The sequence below is a fragment of the Parendozoicomonas haliclonae genome, from assembly GCF_900174585.1.
GTDB classification, from domain to species: Bacteria; Pseudomonadota; Gammaproteobacteria; order Pseudomonadales; family Endozoicomonadaceae; genus Sansalvadorimonas; species Sansalvadorimonas haliclonae.
On sequence record NZ_FWPT01000007.1, the window covers coordinates 227,300 to 246,718 of the forward strand.

Below are 19,419 nucleotides of genomic sequence, written 5' to 3' on the forward strand. Positions count from 1 at the left end.
ATTCATAATCCTTGAAATTTCCTGATAACCAATAACAACAAAGGATAGATATCCATGACCATCGCTTACTGGTGCGTACTCGCTGCTGCTCTCATGCCCATGATCTGGGCCTTGATCGCAAAAAAATCCAAGCCCGGTTTTAGCAACCGTCGTCCACGACAGTTTATGGCATCGCTGGAAGGCTTTGGTGCCCGCGCTCACGGGGCTCACCTCAACAGTTTTGAAGCGTTTCCTTTCTTTGCTGCTGCGGTGATCATCGCTCACCAGATTGGCAAGATGGAACAGTCCACCATGGATACCCTGGCACTGACTTATATTGGCCTGCGGGTACTGTTCGGTATTTTTTATCTGATCGATAAACACTTGCTGCGCTCCCTGGTATGGGTCGCCGCTGTCGCCTGTAATGTGGCGTTCTTTGTGATGTCGAGCTAAGAGTAGAAAAGCGTACGGGTTAGCTGTTCAGCCAGCTAACCCGATGATGGGATTATCTTGAGAGACGCAGAAAGGCTTTGACCACACCGGGCTGATCAGTCTTTTCTATTCTGATCTGCCGCACATCCAAACCTTCCCGGTTATGCAACTGCACCAGCCAGCCCAATAGTTTTTGGTACGGCGCTTCATCCAGCCAGACGGATACGCCCTGCCGAGCCGGCTGCACTCGCGCCAGTTCAAGACCAGCAGCACGACCACTGCTGGCAATCACGGAAGCCGCATCCTTTTTCGGGCCTGAGCTGCGAGACTTCACAATCTCTTTGGCCCGCTGATAGTTCTTGGCCAGAAACTCCTGAGTCTCCCGCTCGGTGACCAGCTGATCATGCTCACGGTCCGCCCACTGATCCAATGGCACCCAGATCAAATACCAGAACACCACAATCACCAGAAAAATAGTCAGTGCGCTAAGAGCACGCTGATCCTTGACCGGCAACTGCTCAAACCGATCACGGGCCTGATCCAGGTAAGGCGACAGCTTATCCATAATGACGCTCATCAGGCACTCCTTACAGTCAGTCGGGCAGCCACACCTTCACCATCCTGGTTACCGGTTTCCATCTGGGCGCGCAGGCCGGCAGATTTCAGAGCGTCCAGATAACGGTTCAGGGATTCAAAACTCTCGGCCCGCACATCCAGAGACAGCCGGCCATTGGATTCGTTGAAGTCGATACTGCGGGGCGTGACCGGTTCACCAGCATCACTGGCCGAAACCACCGAAACGGTTTTCAGGATATCCAGAAATGCAGGGTTACTGTTCTGACTGTTGGCTTCTTTCAGAAACCGGGTCAGGTTATGCCGCACATCAACAACCCGTCGGTCATCCGGGCGCAACTCAAGATAGGTGTCCAGATTCTCTTCTTTCAGTGCTTCCGTCCGGCTCTGGAAGTAAAAACCGCTACCCACATTAAACAGCAGTTCCAACCCCAGCCAGACACCTGCAGTTATCGCAACAGGCCGCCACAGCCGCCAGCGTTTGGAAGATCGGCGCGTGCATTTGAACGCACCGGTTCGCAGATCCAACAGCTTGCGATTACGCATGCGGGTAGCAAGGGCAGGAAGAATCACCGGCAGCAGAGTTTCACCAGCCCGCTCCTGACTATCCACCGGGACACCGGCAAGCTCGGCTAAATGCTGCGCTGCTGCCTGGTCCGCCGGGCCGTAACTGATCTGCACACCTGCGGCCACCACAGTTTCCTGTTCAGGATTCTCTTCATCCGACTCAATCTCTACCGCCAGTTCGTCCTGTTCATCGTCATCAGCCAGAAGACTCGGCACAACCAGTTCCAGTGCCGTGCTATCCAGCCACTGGCCATAATTTCCCGGGATGGCGACATAGGCCGATGCCCCTTCAATCCAGACTGAAACCTGTTGCTCATCAGCCTGCAGGAACTGGCTTTCCGGCAACACCCGCTGCAGTTCGACGCCAGCCTCACGGTAAACCCTGATCAATGCTGACAAGGTGGATGCACGAATCCAGCCGGCACTGGCGGCCACCAACCCTTCTTCCGGGCTGGAGACCAGATGCAGGGCATCAATATCCGAAGCCAGCTGCTCTTCCAGCAGATAAGGCAAGGCCTGTTGCCAGTGCTTGCGCTGATTATCTTGCAGAGTTTTGCGGAAACAACCACTGAGATCCCCCGACACCACAAGGCTGACCGGCAGCTCCTGATCATCATCGGAGAGCTGCCCATACCAATCGCCCAGCTCTGTGAGGCTTCCGGTCAGGCAGTGACCATCCGGTTGCCCATCCCGGTCAACCCAGCACCACTCCAGAGTTCCGGCTCCCTCATCAAGCCAAAAACCTGCAAGTTGTCTGACCACCAGCTGTATTTTCATGGTCACCTCACCGATTCTCTTAAAGTTTTTACCCAGCCGGGAAACACACCCATCTCTCTGGAAATCACGCGGACCTTACCTTCCTTGTCACGGGCCAGCCGGCTGTGCTGGTAAAAGGTCATGTCCCGATACTGCGCCTTTACATAGACACTGAAATAACTGCTGTTCAGGGTGATCAGGCTTTCCGCTTTTTTACTGATCTTGTTTTTCAGCAATGGATGGTTGGTGACTTCCTTCATATCAGCAAAGCCATCCTTACTGCGCCCGTCAACAAAGCCTTTGGCGTCTGTCTCACTGATCCGCTCGCTAAGGCTGCGGAGCACGCCGGCCGTGGCGGTATTGATATTGATGCCATCACCCGAGGGCAGAACCGATACCAGCGGTACCAACTTATCAAACTCTTCCGGAGTCAGCACATCCAGCAGCCGCAGCTCCGACACCGAAGCCAGCGCACTGTCGCTGGTGCGGTACGGCGGTGTCAGCAACAGATAGGTATTATCTTCGGCACCACCGGGCAGCGGGTCCTGATTACTGTCCACCCAATCCTGCAGACGGTAAGCCACCTGAGCATCAATATTCTGTGAGGCCAGCAGGCGAATCAGCATCTCCAGTTTGTCTTTATCCGGCTTATCCTCTTTGCCATGGCTGGCCAGCATATTCAGATTGAAACGACCCTGATCATCGAGGGTCATAATGGTGATTTCACCCTCTTCGGTATCCAGCGGCTGATCCTGCTCTGCCCAGGGCTCAAACCAGTGATCTTTGGGCTTTTTGGATTGCTTGTCCCGCTGAAAATCCTCTTCCAGTAACATAGCCACAAACTGTTCCGCGCCCATCGCATAATGGTGAGCCTGTTGATATTGCAGCTGCCGGGCGGTTTTCTCGGTATTGAAATGCAGATCGGTAATGATTCGGCTGGCCATCACTGTGACCATCACAAAGATCAACATCACAAAAATCAGCGCGACACCCTGTTGTCGCTTCGGGCTTTGGAAACTCATCCGCCAGCTCCACCCGGATAGATCGTGGCATCACCGGAAGAAGTTTCATCACCTGAAGGTGGTGCGGGCCTGCCATCGGGCCCCGATTGCGGTCCAGATTGAGGCCCTGGCGCAGGTGGTTTGGCCTCCTGCTCCTTAAACACAAAGCCCGGTCCGACCACCAGCTGCTGCACCTTACCCAGACGTTGATGCTCGATGGTGTACTCAACCGCCGAGGGCAACATCAGCAAACGTTCACTTTGCTTGTCACTGGAGGGCGGCCAGCTGTTCTGCCAGCGCTTTTTCTCATCTCTGAAACGCAGAACAAAGCCCTGCACATTATCCAGCACAACCTGTTCCACATAAGGTGTATCCGGCGCCCGGTCCATAGTGTTCCAGTAGCGGCGAATCAGCCGTCCGCCATCAACCCGGTAACCGACCCGTTGCAAATTGCTGCGTTTCTCACCGGTAAAGTTACGCCAGCCGGCCTTACTCATCACCACATTGCCATTACTGGCAGCGACCAGTGAGGCTTCCTTATCACCAAACTCATTACGAATAGGCCGGGGTATCAGCTGTGCAAAGTCTTTATTCAGAATAAGCAGCGCCCGCTGGATATCACCATTCTGTTCCCACAGCGCAGAAGACACTTCATGGGTGCGGCTGACCGACTTGAATAACCGGTAACAGGCCGTAGCCAGCAGACTGAAGATCGCAACGGCGATCAGCAGTTCCAGTAAGGTAAAACCGGCACCACGACCTCTACTTGTCATTGACCGGCCTCCGCACATAACCGGTCAGCCGGTAAAGAGGTTTGGCCTTGTCGGCAGGCTTGCGGGCTCCGGCAAAGACCTGCACCTCCACCTTGCGCAAATTGGTTTGACCGGTCTCTGTAACCAGGTCACGAACCGTCCAGCTCTTGCCATTCTGCTCTACACTGGTTGCACGCTTTCCAGTCGGCGGGAAGTTTTCTTCGACGTAATAACGGTTGAGGTGATTTTCTGCCAGCCAGGAAGCCTGCACCAGCTCCTGGATACGGGCGGTCTGCTTGATGGCCCGACCATCGGTCACCAGCAATGCCGAAGCCGCCAGGGCAAAGACCGCCAGCGCAATCAGAACTTCAAGCAGGGTAAAGCCAGATGAGCGCTGTCGTCTGTTGGTAACATGACCTGGCGGCTCATGGGCTGGTAACCGGTCCAATCCCATCACTCTCCAGTATCATTGTTCGTCGATCATCATCCCGCAGGGAAAACTCCAGCCGGAACGGTGTCATCTGGTTATCGGAATACATCACCCAGGAGGGTGTCTTTTTGGCTTCTTCTATAAACCGGGAGCCGGTGGTCGAGCTATTTTTACCCGATACATCATTGAGTAGCACTCCATCAGGGAGCTTGTAGGTCCGAAAGCTCTGCTCTTCCAGCTCCTGCCAGATTTCCTGCTCCCGTGACCAAACCCACCAGCGATAGCCAAACTGGCCGGACAACGAAAAACCCAGTTCCCGATCTTCCATCAAGGCTCGTTCCCGGGCCTGTTCAATCAATATCTGCAGACGGTTGGACTCTTCCTGTAGCTGCTGACCCGGCCCGGCAGAACGCGGTGTCACCAGTGCCAATCCGACCACAAGGCCGATAATCAGCAACACCACCAGAATTTCGATCAGGGTAAAGCCTTGGCTCTTACCCTGACATGTCCAGCCTCTGCGCATCCTACCCGGAAAGCGGGAAAGGCATCCTGCCTGACCTGCGTTCACTTATTGATCCCAGTTGCCAAGGTCAGCATTAAAACCGTCACCACCGACCCGGCCATCGGCACCCAATGAGTAGATATCGTAACCATTGGTGTTGCGAGCGCCTGGCTGCTCATACTGGTAAGGGTTACCCCAGGGGTCTTCAAGATCACGCATCTTCAGATAACCATCCGGATTCCAGTTGCGGGGTTCCGGGTTACCAGTCGGTTCATTGACCAGCGCTTCCAGCCCCTGCTCAGTGCTGGGATAGAAACCGTTATCGAGACGGTACAGTTCCAGGGCACTGCTGATCTGACTCACCGCACTCTTTGCAGCGGTGACCTTGGCCTGATCCGGACGGCTCATAATATTCGGCACCACCAGCGCAGCCAGTACGCCGAGGATGACCACCACAACCATAATTTCAATCAGCGTAAAGCCGGCCTGTCTGCGGGATACACCTCGAACCTGCGTCATAACCTCACACTCCCTTTAAAACTGATTCGTTCTTAAATTAGTTTTTAAAATAGTTCTTAAATTAGCTCTTAAAAAAGCGACCCGATAAGGGCCTTACACTCCGACCACTAGCTGATCAAAGTGTTCATATTCAATATGGGCAGCAATATTGCCAGCACGATCACCAGTACAATGGTGCCCATCACCACCAGCATCAATGGCTCAAATAGCCCCACCAGCATGGCGATCCGGTTTTCCAGTTCCATCTGCTGATTGTTGGCGGTCCGTTCCAGCATATTATCCAGCTCACCGGTCGCTTCACCGCTGGCAATCATATGCAGCATCAGCGGTGGGAACAGCGTGGTGTCCTGCAGTGAGCGGTGCAGACTAGCACCTTCACTGACCCGGCGGGCGACCAATACCACAGCTTTGCGCATAGCTTCGTTGCTGACCACCTGGGAGGAAATCGCCAGTGCATCCACCAGAGAAACCCCACTGCGGGTCAGGATGCTCAGAGTGCTGGCAAACTGGGATGTGTTCAGAGCGCGACTGAATCGACCAATCACCGGCAGAGACAGCAGGCGCTCATGCCAGATCAAACGTATAGCTGGTCGCTTCAGCAGATAGCGGATAAGAAACACCAGCGCGACCGAGCCTACCAGCAGCCAGGGCCACCACACCTGAAACCCGTCACTGGCAGATATCAACACACTGGTAATCCATGGCAGCTCCTGACCACCATCGGCAAACACCTTGATCACATCCGGCACCACAAAGCCCAGCAAGAAGCTGACAATACCAATCGCGGCCAGCACCAGAATCATGGGATAGAGCAGCGCCAACTGTACCTTCTGGCGGGACTGCATACGTTGTTCGGTGTAATCCGCCAGCCGGTTGAGAACCTTGTCGAGGTAACCGGCATGCTCACCGGCCGCGACGGTAGCCCGGTACATCTGGGGAAACTGGCTGGGAAAGGCATCCATGCTTTTGGCAAGGGTATAACCTTCGAGAACCCTGGAACGAATTGCCAAAACCACATTACGGGCCCGGCGATTTTCCTGCTGTTCGGCCACAGCCTTAAGAGCTTCCTCAATCGGCATGGCCGCCTGCACCAGCGTGGCCAGCTGACGGGTAATCAGCGCCAGCTGGGAAGCGGAAAGCCCACCACCAAAGGAAAATTGAAAGCTCTGACTGCTTTTGGCCTTGCCTTCGGCAACCTGCTCAACCGAGAGCGGCGTCCACTGCTTGTCCCGCAGCATCTGCCGCACCTGACGGGCACTGTCAGCTTCCTGGGTGCCTTTCTGGGCACGCCCGCTTTCATCAAGGGCTGTAAACTCGAACGCTGCCATGCCTTAATCGTCCTGCGTGACCCGCAGGACCTCCTCCAGCGTGGTGCGCCCATCCAGCACCTTGCTCATACCATCGGCACGAATGCTGGGCGAGGTCTGGCGCATGTAATCAACAATCGCCATCTCCCCTTCATTGCGGTGAATCATCCGGCGGATGGTGTCATCAATAGTGACGACCTCATAAATACCGGTTCGGCCCCGGTAACCATGCATCTTGCACTCTTTGCAGCCCTTGGCGTGGTAAAGGGTTGGCGCATTGTTTTTCTCCACACCCAACTGTTCGCACTCGGCATCATCAGCGGTATAGGGTTCTTTGCAGTTATCACACAGCAAACGCACCAGCCGCTGGGCCATCACCCCCACCAGACTGGAAGAGAGCAGAAATGGCTCGATACCCATATCCTGCAAACGGGTAATCGCACCCACTGCTGTATTGGTATGCAGGGTGGAAAGCACCAAGTGACCGGTCAATGAAGCCTGCACCGCAATATCGGCCGTCTCGGTATCCCGGATTTCCCCCACCATCACCACATCCGGATCCTGACGCAAAATCGCCCGCAATCCCCGGGCAAAGGTCATATCCACCTTGGTGTTCACCTGAGTCTGACCAATACCTTCGAGGTTGTATTCGATGGGGTCTTCAACGGTGAGAATATTACGGGTGGCATCATTCAAAGAGGACAGCCCGGCATAAAGCGTGGTGGTTTTACCGGAGCCGGTGGGACCGGTGACCAGGATAATACCGTGGGGCTGGCCCAGCATTTTGCGAATACGGCTCATATGCCGTTCCGGCATCCCGAGGTGTTCCAGCCGCAGACGGCCAGCCGCCTTGTCCAGCAGACGCAGCACCACCCGCTCACCATTACTGGAAGGCAGGGTGGAAACCCGCACATCCACTTCCTTACCAGCTACCCGCAGGGAGATACGACCATCCTGGGGCACCCGCTTTTCTGCAATATCCAGACGGGCCATAACCTTGATCCGGGACACCAGTAAAGCCGCCAGCGTGCGCTTCAGGCTGAGAATCTCCTGCAATACGCCATCGACCCGGAAACGGGCCACCAGCCGGGATTCAAAGGTTTCAATATGAATATCCGAAGCGCCTTCTTTAATAGCTTCGGTGAGGATGGCATTAATTAACCGAATAACCGGTGCATCATCCGATTGTTCCAGCAGGTCTTCGGTTTCAGGAACAGCATCGGCCAGACTGCCCAGATCGGGATCATCACCAATCCCGGCCACATGCTGCAGGGCATCACCGCTGTTCTGGTGATAACAGTGGCTCATCAGCTCAGCGAAATCATCCTTGCTGACCTGCCGGTATTGCAGGGGCTGGCCGGCAAAACGGCGGACCTCAGTCAGAATCTCCGGGCGCGGCCGCCCCAGACAGCAGAGCACAGGCTGGCCCTGCTCAAGAGTAAGGATGACCTGATTACGGTTGGCAAAGGGAAAAGGCAGCAAAGCCAGCTGCGTATCCTGTTCATCAGCTATGTCCGTAAGCTCTGTACTCAACTCCAGGCTCCTGCAAGTGAAATCAATCCGACATCAACTGTGCCAATCAGACAGTCTTGTTATTTATTCCAATCGGCCACTTTCCGAATGAACATAGTAATAACTATTTTCCCTTATCTGCCCATCTGTACCTGATCATAAATTAGACTAAGTAGCAATACTTATAAGGAGATGTTCAAATCATCTACTATTTGTCTGATTTGACGATATTAAATTGAGACTGTTATTTTGGTCATAAACAAGAATGATGCGGTGAATGCTCTACCAAACGATGGATCAAACCAGCCGGGGAAATCCAGAGTCAGCATCACAGCCAGCACGCTTACGGACAGCTGAGCCACATAATGAACACAGACTCCATGGTACGGGCACAACAATGGTTGATGAAATACCATCGCCAGCTGCTGCTGATTCTGATCTGTATCGGTCTGATTTATTCCGTGGGTGTCCATGTCCAGCGGTTCTATCTGGATTTCACCACACCCGCCCCGGAAAAAATTCAGCAGACTCAAGCACCTCGCCAGAAAGCCCTGGCCATTAATGAATTCAAACTGCTGTTCGGGCAAGCCGAAGACAAGCCCCGTAACCTTCGTAGTGCTGAGATTCCAGCCACCACCCTCAGCCTGATTCTGCGTGGTGCGCTGGCCGGCGGCGAGCCTGCCAGTGCCATAATTCAAGGCAATGACGGTCAGGATCGACTCTATCTGGTAGGTGAAACCATTGCCGGCGGTGCGGTACTGGAGAGTGTCCATACCCAGCATGTGGTGATCAATCACAACGGACGACTGCAAAAACTACTTTTCCCGGAAGCCCGCAGCCAGCAGGTGGAGTCCTATACTCCGCCACCGCCATCCTCTGCCCGCTCCGACCGGTTGCCGGATGGCCCAGTTGCCGAAGCCCGGGAGTTAGAAGAGAGAATGGAACGTCTGCGTCAACGTGTTAATAATGATGCGGGCGGGCAAGGAAATTAACGGACAGTCGATAACCTCCAAAGAATTCAAGAATTGGCCAACGAATGACGATGCATAACTTTTTTTTGCACAGCAGATCTCTACATAGCAGCCTAACTGCTGGTGTATTACTGCTGGCCCTGGGCTCCGCCTGGGCCGTACCGGCCTATTCCGAGGAAGCTGCCAGTCAGCCGGCTCAGGAAAAAAGCGCTGAAGAAAAGCGCTGGACCCTGAATCAGCAGAATGCCGACATTCGCGAATTTATTGCCCAGGTAGCTGCCATTACCGGGGAAACCTTTGTTATTGATCCCCGCATCAAGGGTGGCAACACCGTCAGCGTGATCTCCACCCGGCCAATGACCAAGGGCCAGATCTACGATATTTTTCTGGAAGTGCTGAATGCCAACGGTTATGCCGTGATTCCGAAGGGTGATGTACGCAGCATTATTCCCAGCACAACGGCTAAAACCGCCAGCCCTCAAAACGTTGGCAAAGAACGTCCGGCCGGCGCCACCATGGTGACCCGGGTTATTGATCTGCACAGCGTCTCTGCGGTGGAAGTCATTCCCATTGTTCGTCCCTTGATTGCCCAGTATGGCCATGCGGCGGCTTCCGCCTCCGGTAATGCGGTGGTGATCAGCGATCAAAAAGACAATGTTGACCGGATTACCCGTCTGGTGCGGGAGCTGGATCAGGCCAGTGACAATGATTACGAAGTCATTTCTCTGGAACATGCTTGGGTCGGGGATGTTGCCAAAATTATTCAGGACACTCTGGCAACCGCCAAAGGTCAGCTGCCCAGCGGCATGCAGGTGATTGCCGATGAACGCAGCAACCGACTGGTCATCAAGGGTAATGCCAACAAGCGGGCTCGGGTACGCAAGCTGGTTAATACCCTGGATAAGGAAGGCATTCGTAAATCCTCCACCCGGGTTATCTTCCTGCGCCATGCCGATGCCCAGAATCTGGCCGATATGCTCAACGAAGCCTCACAGACCATTCAAGATGACAGCCCTGATGGCAAAGCGAATGCTTCGCCCAACAGCAAATCACGCTCAACCAGCTCAAGAACACCACAGACTTCCAGCAAATCCGGTAAAAAGTCCGGTCTTGCCAACGGTACCTTTATTCGCGCTGATGAAACCACCAATGCCCTGGTGATGATTGCTGACCCGGATACGCTGACTGAACTGGAAGGTCTGGTACGCCAGCTGGATATCCGCCGCTCCCAGGTGCTGATTGAAGCCGCGATTGTGGAAGTGACCGGTAATGTTAACGACAGTCTGGGCATTCAGTGGGGTTATCAGGGTAAGAACAGTGTGGGTCAGCGTACTGGCGGGGAAGGCTCCATCAGCGACCCGATTTCAGTAGTTGGTGCTGCGGTTAATGCATCCAATAATCTGAATGGCATTCCTTACGGTTCGGTGCTGCTCCGGAACAGTAACTTCGGGGTACTGGTGAATGCTCTTAGCAGCCAGAGCAATACCAATCTGATGTCGACACCCAGCCTGATGACTCTGGACAATGAAGAAGCCGAGTTTGTGGTTGGCCAGGAAGTGCCCTTTACCACCGGCTCCTACCAGCAGAACAACACCAGCTCCGGCAACCCGTTCACCACGACCGAGCGTAAGCCGGTTGGTCTGACCCTGAAAGTGACCCCTCACATTGGTGATGGCAACACCCTGCGACTGGAAATCGAACAGGAGCTGTCCAGCCTGACCCAACAGACCGCCAGTGCCGGTGATCCAATCACCTTCCAGCGTAAGCTGAAGACGGTCATTGTGGTCGATAATCAGGAAACCATTGTTCTCGGTGGCATTCTGCGGGATGTTGTGACCAAAAACACCGATAAGGTTCCCCTGCTGGGCGATATCCCTCTGCTGGGCCGGCTGTTCAAAAACAAGAAGGATATTGTTGAGAAGCAGAATCTGATGCTGTTCCTCAAGCCCAGCATTGTTCGTAACAGCAGTGAATTGGAATCAGCGACCCATGATAAGTATTCTGCGATCAAACTGATTCAATCCGGCAAGTACAAGTCACCGCTGAATAGCTCTCTGCCGAAAGATGTCGGCCAGCTGTTTGAACGGGAAGCTCTCCCGGAGCCCGCTGCAAAGAAATAACACATACCGTTACAGAAGTACCCATCATCCAGGTGCTTCTGTAACAAACCTCCCCGACTACTCTCTGCACCTAAGGAAATACTCACTTTTCCCGGCAAACCTTCTGTCTTCTGCTAAATAAAAGCCAACCCCAATAAAAATGGCTGAAGATAATGCAGAACAAGCAGTACTGTTCCGCCTCGCGAAAGCTATGGAGAGCTATTTCCAGTTTTTCGATTTCGCTTCTGGCGGCCGCGCATATAGGCCTTGCCCAGGCTGAGAGCGAAACCACACCCGAGCTCCCGCATCAGGAGCAAGAGCAGCCAGAGAAGTGGGCTTTCGGTGGGATTCAAATTAAAAACTGGAAGCTCGAAGACAAACACGCAATAACCTTGAGCTTACGATCACCAACGGGCATTCACTCCATTCTGGCTCCACTCGACAGTGAGCACAGACCAGAGTGCAGCCATTTGTTTCATCAGGCCCGGAAGGCATTTGAATCTTCCCAGTCTTCAGCCAATACCCACTATCACTGCAGTAACAACTTTATACATCGCATTGGCTCGGATGCGACGCTGGTTTATGAAGGCGATCGCTGGCATGTTCATGAGCTGCACTGGCATAACGGCTGGCGTACCCTAAGCATGCGCTTTGCTGATACGCCTTTGAGCCCTCCCAGCATGTACCATCTGTTTGACCTGCAGGGACAGCTGCTCGATATGTCCACGCGTAACGGTCTCCTGTACAAAGGGCTGGGAATCCACCCTGAACCGCTTCCGGTTGCCCTCTGGGAGTGGCTTGCAGGTAGCTATAAAAGCCTTGGTAATCTGACACTGGCTGCCTGGCACAGTGGCGAGTTGGGCATTCATACTGCTGGTGCACTACATTATTTAAACCACCGTGACTGGAGTCATTTGGGTCTGAACCTGTTGTCCATGTTGATTCATGGACTGGAAAGTCTGGAACACCTTGATCATGCCGGTGTTGGGAATCATATTCATCTCGATTTCCACGGAGACATCATCGAGGCCAGCCCCTACCCACACGCAACCAGCATTAGCTGGGCCAGCGCAGCATTGATTCTGGACATTATCGAAAGACTCCATGAACACGGACATCATGAACACGTTCACAGTGCGAGGGGGCAAATTATGGCACTTGTGGAAACCCTTCATACCGGCCTGCATATTTATGAGCTGGCAGAGGCACTGAGTGACTGGATCAATGGCAACCCCGCCCACGATCACAGTGAACATGATCATGGGCACGAGGCAATCCTGAACGAGATAACGGACTAGATAGCCAGCATCATGCAGATGCCAAAAACAACAAAGTAGCGTCCGGTCACAGGTGGCAGTTTCACCAGAATATTACGCTGGTGTGCCATCTTGGACGCTTTCAAAATCTGGAAAGGTTCTTTTAAAGCCAACGCCGGAACAAACATAATCCAAGGGAAGTTCATTCCACCGGAGAAACCCAGCCCCCATGCGTACAGCAATGCACCAATAGCCAGCGTCCGGTACAGCAACTCTGCCAGCGGAGCACCAGCGCGAACGGTGAAGGTGCCGATATTATTAACGGCATCGTCCTGCACATCCCGTAGCTCATTAGCCAGCAACAGCATACTGGAAATCATACTGACAGGAATGGAATAGAGAACCACCGGGTAAGACCACTCCCCGGTCACAGCAACATAGCTGCCCACCACCATCAATACACCGGTGAACAGGAAAACTGCGAATACACCACCTCCACGGTTTTTATAGGCGATAGGCTGTCCGGTATAAAAATAACCACCGGCAAGACCAAGGGCACCAATCACCAGCAGCTCCCAGCCCGCCTGGAAAACCAGCACCAGACCAATAGCCACAGACAGGCCGGCCATAATCTTGGCCACCAGCAGGTTACGACGAATCATCGCCAGAACATTATTGGCGTAGTAACCATCACTGCGTTCCCACAGTTCAACATCCGCATAATCATTAAACAGGTTAACGGCCGATTGCAGCAGCATACCGGCAATCATGACCAGTACAGCACGGGAGACATCCAGCATACCGTCATGCCCGGCCAGAGTGATACCGAGCCCACAGGTCACCAGAGTGACAGAAAGGGAAAAAGGACGCAGGGCGCGCAAAAAGAAATATTTGGCCGGTCCAGGAAGTGCTGTTCTTTCAGAAGACATGGATGCCTGACAGTCCTGAAAAAACGACAATCATAGAGAAGCGCAGGCCAGACTACCACACGCATTGTCCACAAATCGCAAACCTTTTGCCGGCTCTTTTTTACACGACATAAACATGATTGAATAAAGTCTTTCCACCTGACTTTATTTCCCTTCATGGCACCGATAAAAAACCTCCTGCTGATTTTGCTTCTGATCAGCCCTTTCACACAGGCTGCACCGGACAATTTCTCCAAGGCAAAAAAACTGGCCGCTGTTGTTTATCAGGATCATCAGCAAACCTTTTATTGCAGCTGTCCGTACCAGGAAATACGGGATGAGCGTGGACGCTGGAAATTAATTCCTGACCTTGAGAGCTGTGGCTATGAAGTCAGGAAACAGGAAACCCGCGCCAATCGCATAGAATGGGAACATGTTATGCCGGCCTGGGCCTTTGGCCATCAGCGCCAGTGCTGGCAGGATGGCGGCCGCAAGAATTGCCACAAGGATCGTGAGTTCCGCGCCATGGAAGCCGACCTGTTCAACCTGGTACCCAGCATTGGTGAGGTGAATGGTGACCGTTCCAACTTCCGCTTTGGTGACCTCTCAAGCAAACCGGATATGTATGGTCAGTGCGAATTCAAAGTCGATTTCAAACAGCGCCGGGCAGAACCGCCGGTTAACAAGCGCGGCAAGATAGCCCGCGCCTACCTGTATATGGCTGCCAAGTACCAATTAAAACTCAGTAAGCAGGAACAGAAGCTCTACACCGCCTGGAACAACCAGTATCCGGTATCAGAGTGGGAAGAGGAACGCCATGAACGGATCAGCAAGATTATGGGCTGGGATAACCCGTTTGTGGTTGAACGTCTGGCCAAACAGTAAATAGCCGAGAAAAATAGAGCACAAAAAAACGGACGACTTTGGTCGTCCGTTTTGGGTTTACCGAGAAAGTGTCAGGCCAGGCAGTGCTTACCAGCCAGTCACTTCCTTCAGGGCCTGACCGATGTCAGCCAGACTGCGAACAGTCTTCACGCCAGCATCTTCCAGTGCCGCGAATTTCTCATCCGCAGTACCCTTACCACCGGCGATGATTGCGCCCGCGTGGCCCATACGCTTACCGGCAGGAGCAGTCACACCAGCAATGTAAGAAACCACAGGCTTGGTCACATTCTCTTTGATGTAAGCAGCCGCTTCTTCTTCAGCGGTACCACCGATTTCACCGATCATAACGATCGCTTCAGTGGCTGGATCCTTCTCGAAACGAGCCAGGATATCGATGAAGTTGGAACCAGGGATCGGGTCACCACCGATACCGACACAGGTGGACTGACCGAAACCGAAGTCAGTGGTCTGCTTAACGGCTTCGTAAGTCAGGGTGCCGGAACGGGATACGATACCAACCTTACCTGGCTTGTGGATATGACCTGGCATGATGCCGATCTTACATTCGCCTGGAGTGATAACGCCCGGGCAGTTAGGGCCGATCAGAACCACACCCAGCTCGTCGCACTTCACTTTCGCGTCCAGCATATCCAGGGTAGGAATGCCTTCAGTGATGCAGACGATCAGCTTGATACCGGCATTGGCGGCTTCAAGGATGGAATCCTTACAGAAAGGTGCTGGCACGTAGATGACACTGGCTTCAGCGCCAGTAGCCTTAACGGCTTCTTCAACAGTGTTAAACACTGGCAGGCCCAGATGCTCCTGACCACCCTTACCCGGCGTTACACCACCAACCATCTTGGTGCCGTAAGCAATCGCCTGCTCGGAGTGGAAAGTACCCTGGGAACCGGTGAAACCCTGGCAGATCACTTTGGTGTTTTTATCGATCAGAATGCTCATGCCTGGCCCTCCGCTGCCTTAACTACCTGCTGGGCCGCGTCAGTCAGACTGGTGGCCGCAATAATATCCAGACCACTTTCGGCCAGAAGCTTGGAACCGTTTTCTGCGTTGTTACCTTCCAGACGGACAACAACCGGCACCTTAACACCCACGTCCTTAACGGCGCCGATGATACCTTCAGCAATCAGGTCACAACGTACGATACCGCCGAAAATGTTAACCAGAACCGCTTTCACCTTGTCGTCAGACAGGATGATCTTGAACGCTTCGGTAACACGCTCTTTGGTCGCACCACCACCTACGTCGAGGAAGTTGGCAGGCTCGCCACCGTGCAGCTTAACGATATCCATGGTACCCATGGCCAGACCGGCACCGTTTACCATGCAACCTATGTCGCCATCCAGTGCTACGTAGTTCAGTTCCCACTCAGCAGCGTGTGCTTCACGGGCATCTTCCTGGGATGGATCGTGCATCGCCTTCAGCTTTGGCTGACGGTATACAGCGTTGCTGTCGATATTGATCTTGGCATCCAGGCAGTGCAGATCACCGGCATCGGTGATAACCAGCGGATTGATTTCCAGCAGGGCCAGATCGTAGTCGTGGAACAGCTTGGACAGGCCGAGGAAGATCTTGGTGAACTGCTTCACCTGCTTGGCATCCAGACCCAGCTGGAAAGCCAGCTCACGCGCCTGGTATGGCTGAGCGCCAACCAGTGGATCGATTTCTGCTTTCAGGATTTTTTCAGGAGTCTCTTCGGCAACCTTCTCGATCTCCACGCCACCTTCGGTGGATGCCATGAATACAACACGGCGAGTGGTACGATCGACAACGGCACCCAGATAGAGTTCGCTGGCAATATCGGTGCAGCTCTCAACAAGGATCTTGCTGACCGGCTGACCTTTCTCATCAGTCTGGTAAGTCACCAGATTACGACCCAGCCAATGCTCGGCAAAAGCGCGGACCTCATCTTTGGTCTTAACCAGTTTTACACCGCCGGCCTTACCACGACCACCGGCATGAACCTGAGCCTTAACAACCCAGATATCCCCTCCGATCTTTTCAGCTGCCTCTACAGCTTCATCCGCGGTATCGCAGGCGTAACCGGTAGAAACCGGCAGCCCGTATTCGGCAAACAGTTGCTTGCCCTGATATTCGTGCAGATTCATTCAAACACCTTGAGCGCTTTGTGCGCCGTTTTATCATTCTTGAGAGGCCAGCGCCGCCGGCCTCTCTCCTTTATTCTTATTATTGAAGTCTATTCAATGCCGTCGCGGTGATTATTTACGCTTGCGGTTCGGCATGTGAATGGCGTGGCCATCAACCGCCAGCGCCGCTTCATGCAAAGCTTCACCAAAGGTTGGGTGACCAAACATGGTCAGTGCCAGATCTTCAGAGCTGGCCTGGAATTCCATGGCGATAACTCCCTGCTGAACCAGTTCAGCAGCGACCGGACCTACGGCGTGTACGCCCAGAACCCGGTCAGTTTTCTTGTCGGCGATCACCTTGACCATACCGTCAGCTTCGTTGGAAGCCACTGCACGGCCAATGGCTGCGAACGGAAAGGTACCGACTTTGTACTCTTCGCCGCTGGCCTTCACTTCTTCTTCGGTCTTACCGGCCCATGCCACTTCCGGATGGGTGTAAATAACGGAAGGCACCAGCTCGTAGTTCACCTGGGCAACCTTGCCGGCAATCAGCTCGGCAACCATTACACCTTCTTCGGAACCTTTGTGCGCCAGCATTGGACCACGAACCACGTCGCCAATCGCATATACGCCAGGTACGTCAGTACGGCACTGGTCATCAACAAAGACGAAACCACGCTCGTCCAGGTTGATGCCTGCATCCGCAGCAAACAGGTTTTCGGTGAACGGACGACGGCCAACAGCAACAATCAGCTTGTCGAAAGTCACGGTCTGCTCTTCGCCATCGCTGCCAACGTAGCGTACGTCGACTTCTTTGCCTTTCAGCTCGGAACCAACAACGCGGGCACCCAGACGGATATCCAGCTTCTGCTTCTTGAAGATCTTGGCGGATTCTTTGGCGATCTGCTGATCAGCCAGAGCCAGGAAGCTGTCCTGAGCTTCCAGAACCACAACCTCGGAACCCAGACGGGACCATACGCTGCCCAGTTCAAGGCCGATAACACCAGCACCGATAACACCCAGACGCTTAGGCACTTCAGTGAACTCCAGTGCGCCGGTGGAATCAACGATCACATCTTCATGCAGAGGCGTTGGTGGAATATTGATTGGCTGGGAGCCGGTCGCGATAACAATATTTTCCGCGCTGATCACGGAGGTTTTGCCATCGGTATCAGTCACTTCAACCTGCTTGCCGGCCAGAACCTTACCGGTACCCAGGATGGAGGTCACACCGTTCGCCTTGAACAGACCGGTGATACCCTGGTTCATCTGCTTGATCACTTTGTTCTTGCGATCGAGCATCTCGCCAACATTGATGGACAGATTGTCCATGGAAATACCGTGTACCTTGAAGCCTTTCTGAGCTTCATGGAATTTGTGGGAGGTATCCAGCAGCGCCTTGGATGGAATGCAGCCAACGTTGAGGCAAGTTCCGCCGAGCTTGGCCTTGCCCTTGTCGTCAATCCACTTATCAATACAGGCCGTTTTCAGACCCAGCTGTGCGGCACGGATAGCGCAGACATAGCCTGCTGGGCCGGCACCAATAACTACAACATCATATTTATCGGACATTTTCATTATCCCAAATTAATAACCGGTTGATCCGCTTAGATATCGAGCAGCATGCGAGCCGGATCTTCCAGCAGCTCTTTCATGGTTACCAGGAAGGTAACTGCTTCCTTGCCGTCCAGCAGGCGGTGATCATAGGAGAGGGCCAGGTACATCATTGGCAGGATAACGACCTCTCCATCAACAGCCATCGGGCGTTCCTGGATCTTGTGCATTCCCAGGATGGCCGCCTGTGGTGGATTCAGAATCGGAGTGGACAGCAGGGAACCAAACACACCACCGTTGGAAATGGTGAAGGTACCGCCAGTCATATCTTCGATGCCCAGTTTGCCGTCACGGGCCTTAATGCCGAAGTCACGGATGGAGCTTTCCATATCAGCCAGGCTCATGTCGTCTACGTCACGCAGAACAGGCACTACCAGACCACGGTCGCTGGATACGGCAACACCGATATCCTGGTAACCGTGATAAACAATATCGTTGCCGTCGATAGAGGCATTGACCACTGGCTGACGCTTCAGAGCTTCACAGGCCGCCTTCACGAAGAAGGACATAAAGCCCATCTTGGTGCCGTGACGCTTTTCAAACACGTCTTTGTACTGCTTGCGCAGATCCATGATTGGCTTCATGTTGACTTCATTGAAGGTGGTCAACATGGCCGCAGTCTGCTGGGCTTCCACCAGACGCTCGGCAACCTTGGCACGCAGACGTGTCATAGGTACGCGCTTTTCAACCCGCTCACCGGCGGCAATTGGCTGTGGAGCCGGTGCGGCAACAGGTGCTGGCGCTGCGGCAGGTGCAGGAGTGGCGGCTCCGCTCTTGGCGAAGGCCAGAACGTCTTCCTTGGTCACCCGGCCATCTTTACCGGTGCCAGTTACCTGGGATGGATTAACGCCATTTTCCTCAGCGGCACGACGGGCCGCCGGGCTCAGGATAGGATCTTCGTTATTGGCAACAGCTGGAACAGCCGCTTCAGCCCTTTCTGTTTCTGCCTTTGCTGCTTCGGCAGGCGCAGCCGTGCCAGCAGCACCGACTTCAAAGCGAGCAATCACTTCTTCGCTCAGGATAACGTCGCCTTCTTCCTTCAATACTTCGGAGAGTGCGCCATCAGCCGGGGCAACAATTTCAAGTACCACCTTATCGGTTTCAATATCAGCCAGCAGTTCGTCCCGCTTACAGGCCTCGCCAGGCTTCTTGTGCCAGGTAGCGATGGTGCCGTCAGCTACGGACTCCGGAAACGTTGGGGCTTTAATCTCAGTGGCCATAGTGTTGTGTTCCTTATTCTCCAGTGGCTGA

At 53.8% G+C, this 19,419-nt stretch carries 19 protein-coding genes; 5 read left to right on the forward strand and 14 right to left on the reverse strand.

All coding sequences use genetic code 11. The features are described 5' to 3' along the window. Positions 1-54: 54 nt before the first annotated feature. Positions 55-432, forward strand: a complete 378-nt coding sequence (locus EHSB41UT_RS15905; RefSeq protein WP_087111590.1) for an MAPEG family protein — start codon at positions 55-57, stop codon at positions 430-432. 52 nt (positions 433-484) lie between these two features. On the opposite strand, the gene gspM is transcribed toward EHSB41UT_RS15905, so the two are convergent. The 9 genes from gspM to gspE form a co-directional block, all read right to left on the reverse strand. Then, entirely contained in the window at positions 485-988 is a 504-nt protein-coding gene (gene gspM, locus EHSB41UT_RS15910; RefSeq protein WP_087111592.1) for a type II secretion system protein GspM, read from the reverse strand. Next, entirely contained in the window at positions 988-2,328 is a 1,341-nt protein-coding gene (gene gspL, locus EHSB41UT_RS15915) for a type II secretion system protein GspL (RefSeq protein ID WP_087111594.1), read from the reverse strand. Before gspL ends, gspM begins: the two co-directional genes overlap by 1 nt. 2 nt (positions 2,329-2,330) lie before the next feature. Then, positions 2,331-3,329, reverse strand: coding sequence for a type II secretion system minor pseudopilin GspK (gspK, locus tag EHSB41UT_RS15920; RefSeq protein WP_087111596.1), 999 nt, complete (start codon positions 3,327-3,329; stop codon positions 2,331-2,333). Further along, positions 3,326-4,081: a type II secretion system minor pseudopilin GspJ gene (gene gspJ / locus EHSB41UT_RS15925; RefSeq protein ID WP_165767288.1), complete on the reverse strand. Its 756-nt coding sequence runs from the start codon at positions 4,079-4,081 to the stop codon at positions 3,326-3,328. Before gspJ ends, gspK begins: the two co-directional genes overlap by 4 nt. Further along, on the reverse strand, positions 4,071-4,508 hold the full coding sequence (gene gspI, locus EHSB41UT_RS15930; RefSeq protein WP_165767289.1) for a type II secretion system minor pseudopilin GspI: 438 nt from the start codon (positions 4,506-4,508) through the stop codon (positions 4,071-4,073). The genes gspJ and gspI overlap by 11 nt, the downstream gene beginning before the upstream one ends. Beyond that, positions 4,486-5,058: a type II secretion system minor pseudopilin GspH gene (gene gspH, locus EHSB41UT_RS15935; protein ID WP_133060539.1), complete on the reverse strand. Its 573-nt coding sequence runs from the start codon at positions 5,056-5,058 to the stop codon at positions 4,486-4,488. The genes gspI and gspH overlap by 23 nt, the downstream gene beginning before the upstream one ends. After that, positions 5,059-5,511: a type II secretion system major pseudopilin GspG gene (gene gspG / locus EHSB41UT_RS15940; protein ID WP_087111604.1), complete on the reverse strand. Its 453-nt coding sequence runs from the start codon at positions 5,509-5,511 to the stop codon at positions 5,059-5,061. It abuts the gene before it with no gap. A gap of 107 nt (positions 5,512-5,618) precedes the next feature. Further along, entirely contained in the window at positions 5,619-6,839 is a 1,221-nt protein-coding gene (gspF, locus tag EHSB41UT_RS15945; protein ID WP_087111606.1) for a type II secretion system inner membrane protein GspF, read from the reverse strand. 3 nt (positions 6,840-6,842) lie between these two features. Next, positions 6,843-8,351 (reverse strand): type II secretion system ATPase GspE, encoded by a 1,509-nt coding sequence (gene gspE / locus EHSB41UT_RS15950; RefSeq protein ID WP_278248158.1) that lies wholly within the window; start codon positions 8,349-8,351, stop codon positions 6,843-6,845. A gap of 344 nt (positions 8,352-8,695) precedes the next feature. Here gspE and EHSB41UT_RS15955 point away from each other — a divergent pair, with 344 nt between their 5' ends. From EHSB41UT_RS15955 to EHSB41UT_RS15965, 3 genes are all read left to right on the forward strand, one after another. Beyond that, on the forward strand, positions 8,696-9,322 hold the full coding sequence (locus tag EHSB41UT_RS15955; protein ID WP_087111607.1) for a type II secretion system protein N: 627 nt from the start codon (positions 8,696-8,698) through the stop codon (positions 9,320-9,322). A gap of 65 nt (positions 9,323-9,387) precedes the next feature. After that, positions 9,388-11,421, forward strand: coding sequence for a type II secretion system secretin GspD (gspD, locus tag EHSB41UT_RS15960; protein WP_165767290.1), 2,034 nt, complete (start codon positions 9,388-9,390; stop codon positions 11,419-11,421). Between the two features lie 152 nt (positions 11,422-11,573). Further along, positions 11,574-12,698, forward strand: coding sequence for a hypothetical protein (locus EHSB41UT_RS15965; RefSeq protein WP_087111611.1), 1,125 nt, complete (start codon positions 11,574-11,576; stop codon positions 12,696-12,698). Here EHSB41UT_RS15965 and EHSB41UT_RS15970 read toward each other — a convergent pair. After that, a complete protein-coding gene (locus EHSB41UT_RS15970) occupies positions 12,695-13,585 on the reverse strand; it encodes a prenyltransferase (RefSeq protein ID WP_087111613.1) in 891 nt (296 codons plus the stop codon). The genes EHSB41UT_RS15965 and EHSB41UT_RS15970 overlap by 4 nt on opposite strands. Positions 13,586-13,741: 156 nt before the next feature. Between EHSB41UT_RS15970 and EHSB41UT_RS15975 the strand changes: the two genes are divergently transcribed. Further along, the gene (locus EHSB41UT_RS15975; RefSeq protein WP_087111615.1) at positions 13,742-14,449 is read left to right on the forward strand and encodes an endonuclease; all 708 of its coding nucleotides are present in this window, start codon (positions 13,742-13,744) and stop codon (positions 14,447-14,449) included. An 87-nt stretch (positions 14,450-14,536) separates the two neighbouring features. Here the strand turns inward: EHSB41UT_RS15975 and sucD are convergent, their stop codons facing one another. From sucD to odhB, 4 genes are all read right to left on the reverse strand, one after another. Next, positions 14,537-15,409 (reverse strand): succinate--CoA ligase subunit alpha, encoded by an 873-nt coding sequence (gene sucD / locus EHSB41UT_RS15980; RefSeq protein WP_087111617.1) that lies wholly within the window; start codon positions 15,407-15,409, stop codon positions 14,537-14,539. Then, the gene (gene sucC, locus EHSB41UT_RS15985; protein ID WP_087111619.1) at positions 15,406-16,575 is read right to left on the reverse strand and encodes an ADP-forming succinate--CoA ligase subunit beta; all 1,170 of its coding nucleotides are present in this window, start codon (positions 16,573-16,575) and stop codon (positions 15,406-15,408) included. The genes sucD and sucC overlap by 4 nt, the downstream gene beginning before the upstream one ends. 111 nt (positions 16,576-16,686) lie before the next feature. Next, positions 16,687-18,126 carry a dihydrolipoyl dehydrogenase gene (gene lpdA, locus EHSB41UT_RS15990; RefSeq protein ID WP_087111819.1) on the reverse strand — a complete coding sequence of 480 codons (1,440 nt, stop codon included), beginning with the start codon at positions 18,124-18,126 and terminating at the stop codon, positions 16,687-16,689. A gap of 35 nt (positions 18,127-18,161) precedes the next feature. Then, positions 18,162-19,388: a 2-oxoglutarate dehydrogenase complex dihydrolipoyllysine-residue succinyltransferase gene (odhB, locus tag EHSB41UT_RS15995; protein WP_087111821.1), complete on the reverse strand. Its 1,227-nt coding sequence runs from the start codon at positions 19,386-19,388 to the stop codon at positions 18,162-18,164. Positions 19,389-19,419 lie beyond the last annotated feature (31 nt).

What these genes read in the sequence shown, in the direction of transcription:
- odhB (WP_087111821.1), bottom strand. Translation starts at nt 19,388, where the DNA reads ATGGCCACTGAGATTAAAGCCCCAACGTTTCCGGAGTCCGTAGCTGAC.
- EHSB41UT_RS15970 (WP_087111613.1), bottom strand. Translation starts at nt 13,585, where the DNA reads ATGTCTTCTGAAAGAACAGCACTTCCTGGACCGGCCAAATATTTCTTT.
- EHSB41UT_RS15905 (WP_087111590.1), top strand. Translation starts at nt 55, where the DNA reads ATGACCATCGCTTACTGGTGCGTACTCGCTGCTGCTCTCATGCCCATG.
- gspG (WP_087111604.1), bottom strand. Translation starts at nt 5,511, where the DNA reads ATGACGCAGGTTCGAGGTGTATCCCGCAGACAGGCCGGCTTTACGCTG.
- lpdA (WP_087111819.1), bottom strand. Translation starts at nt 18,126, where the DNA reads ATGTCCGATAAATATGATGTTGTAGTTATTGGTGCCGGCCCAGCAGGC.
- sucC (WP_087111619.1), bottom strand. Translation starts at nt 16,575, where the DNA reads ATGAATCTGCACGAATATCAGGGCAAGCAACTGTTTGCCGAATACGGG.
- sucD (WP_087111617.1), bottom strand. Translation starts at nt 15,409, where the DNA reads ATGAGCATTCTGATCGATAAAAACACCAAAGTGATCTGCCAGGGTTTC.
- EHSB41UT_RS15975 (WP_087111615.1), top strand. Translation starts at nt 13,742, where the DNA reads ATGGCACCGATAAAAAACCTCCTGCTGATTTTGCTTCTGATCAGCCCT.
- gspL (WP_087111594.1), bottom strand. Translation starts at nt 2,328, where the DNA reads ATGAAAATACAGCTGGTGGTCAGACAACTTGCAGGTTTTTGGCTTGAT.
- EHSB41UT_RS15955 (WP_087111607.1), top strand. Translation starts at nt 8,696, where the DNA reads ATGAACACAGACTCCATGGTACGGGCACAACAATGGTTGATGAAATAC.
- gspM (WP_087111592.1), bottom strand. Translation starts at nt 988, where the DNA reads ATGAGCGTCATTATGGATAAGCTGTCGCCTTACCTGGATCAGGCCCGT.
- gspJ (WP_165767288.1), bottom strand. Translation starts at nt 4,081, where the DNA reads ATGACAAGTAGAGGTCGTGGTGCCGGTTTTACCTTACTGGAACTGCTG.
- gspF (WP_087111606.1), bottom strand. Translation starts at nt 6,839, where the DNA reads ATGGCAGCGTTCGAGTTTACAGCCCTTGATGAAAGCGGGCGTGCCCAG.
- gspK (WP_087111596.1), bottom strand. Translation starts at nt 3,329, where the DNA reads ATGAGTTTCCAAAGCCCGAAGCGACAACAGGGTGTCGCGCTGATTTTT.
- EHSB41UT_RS15965 (WP_087111611.1), top strand. Translation starts at nt 11,574, where the DNA reads ATGCAGAACAAGCAGTACTGTTCCGCCTCGCGAAAGCTATGGAGAGCT.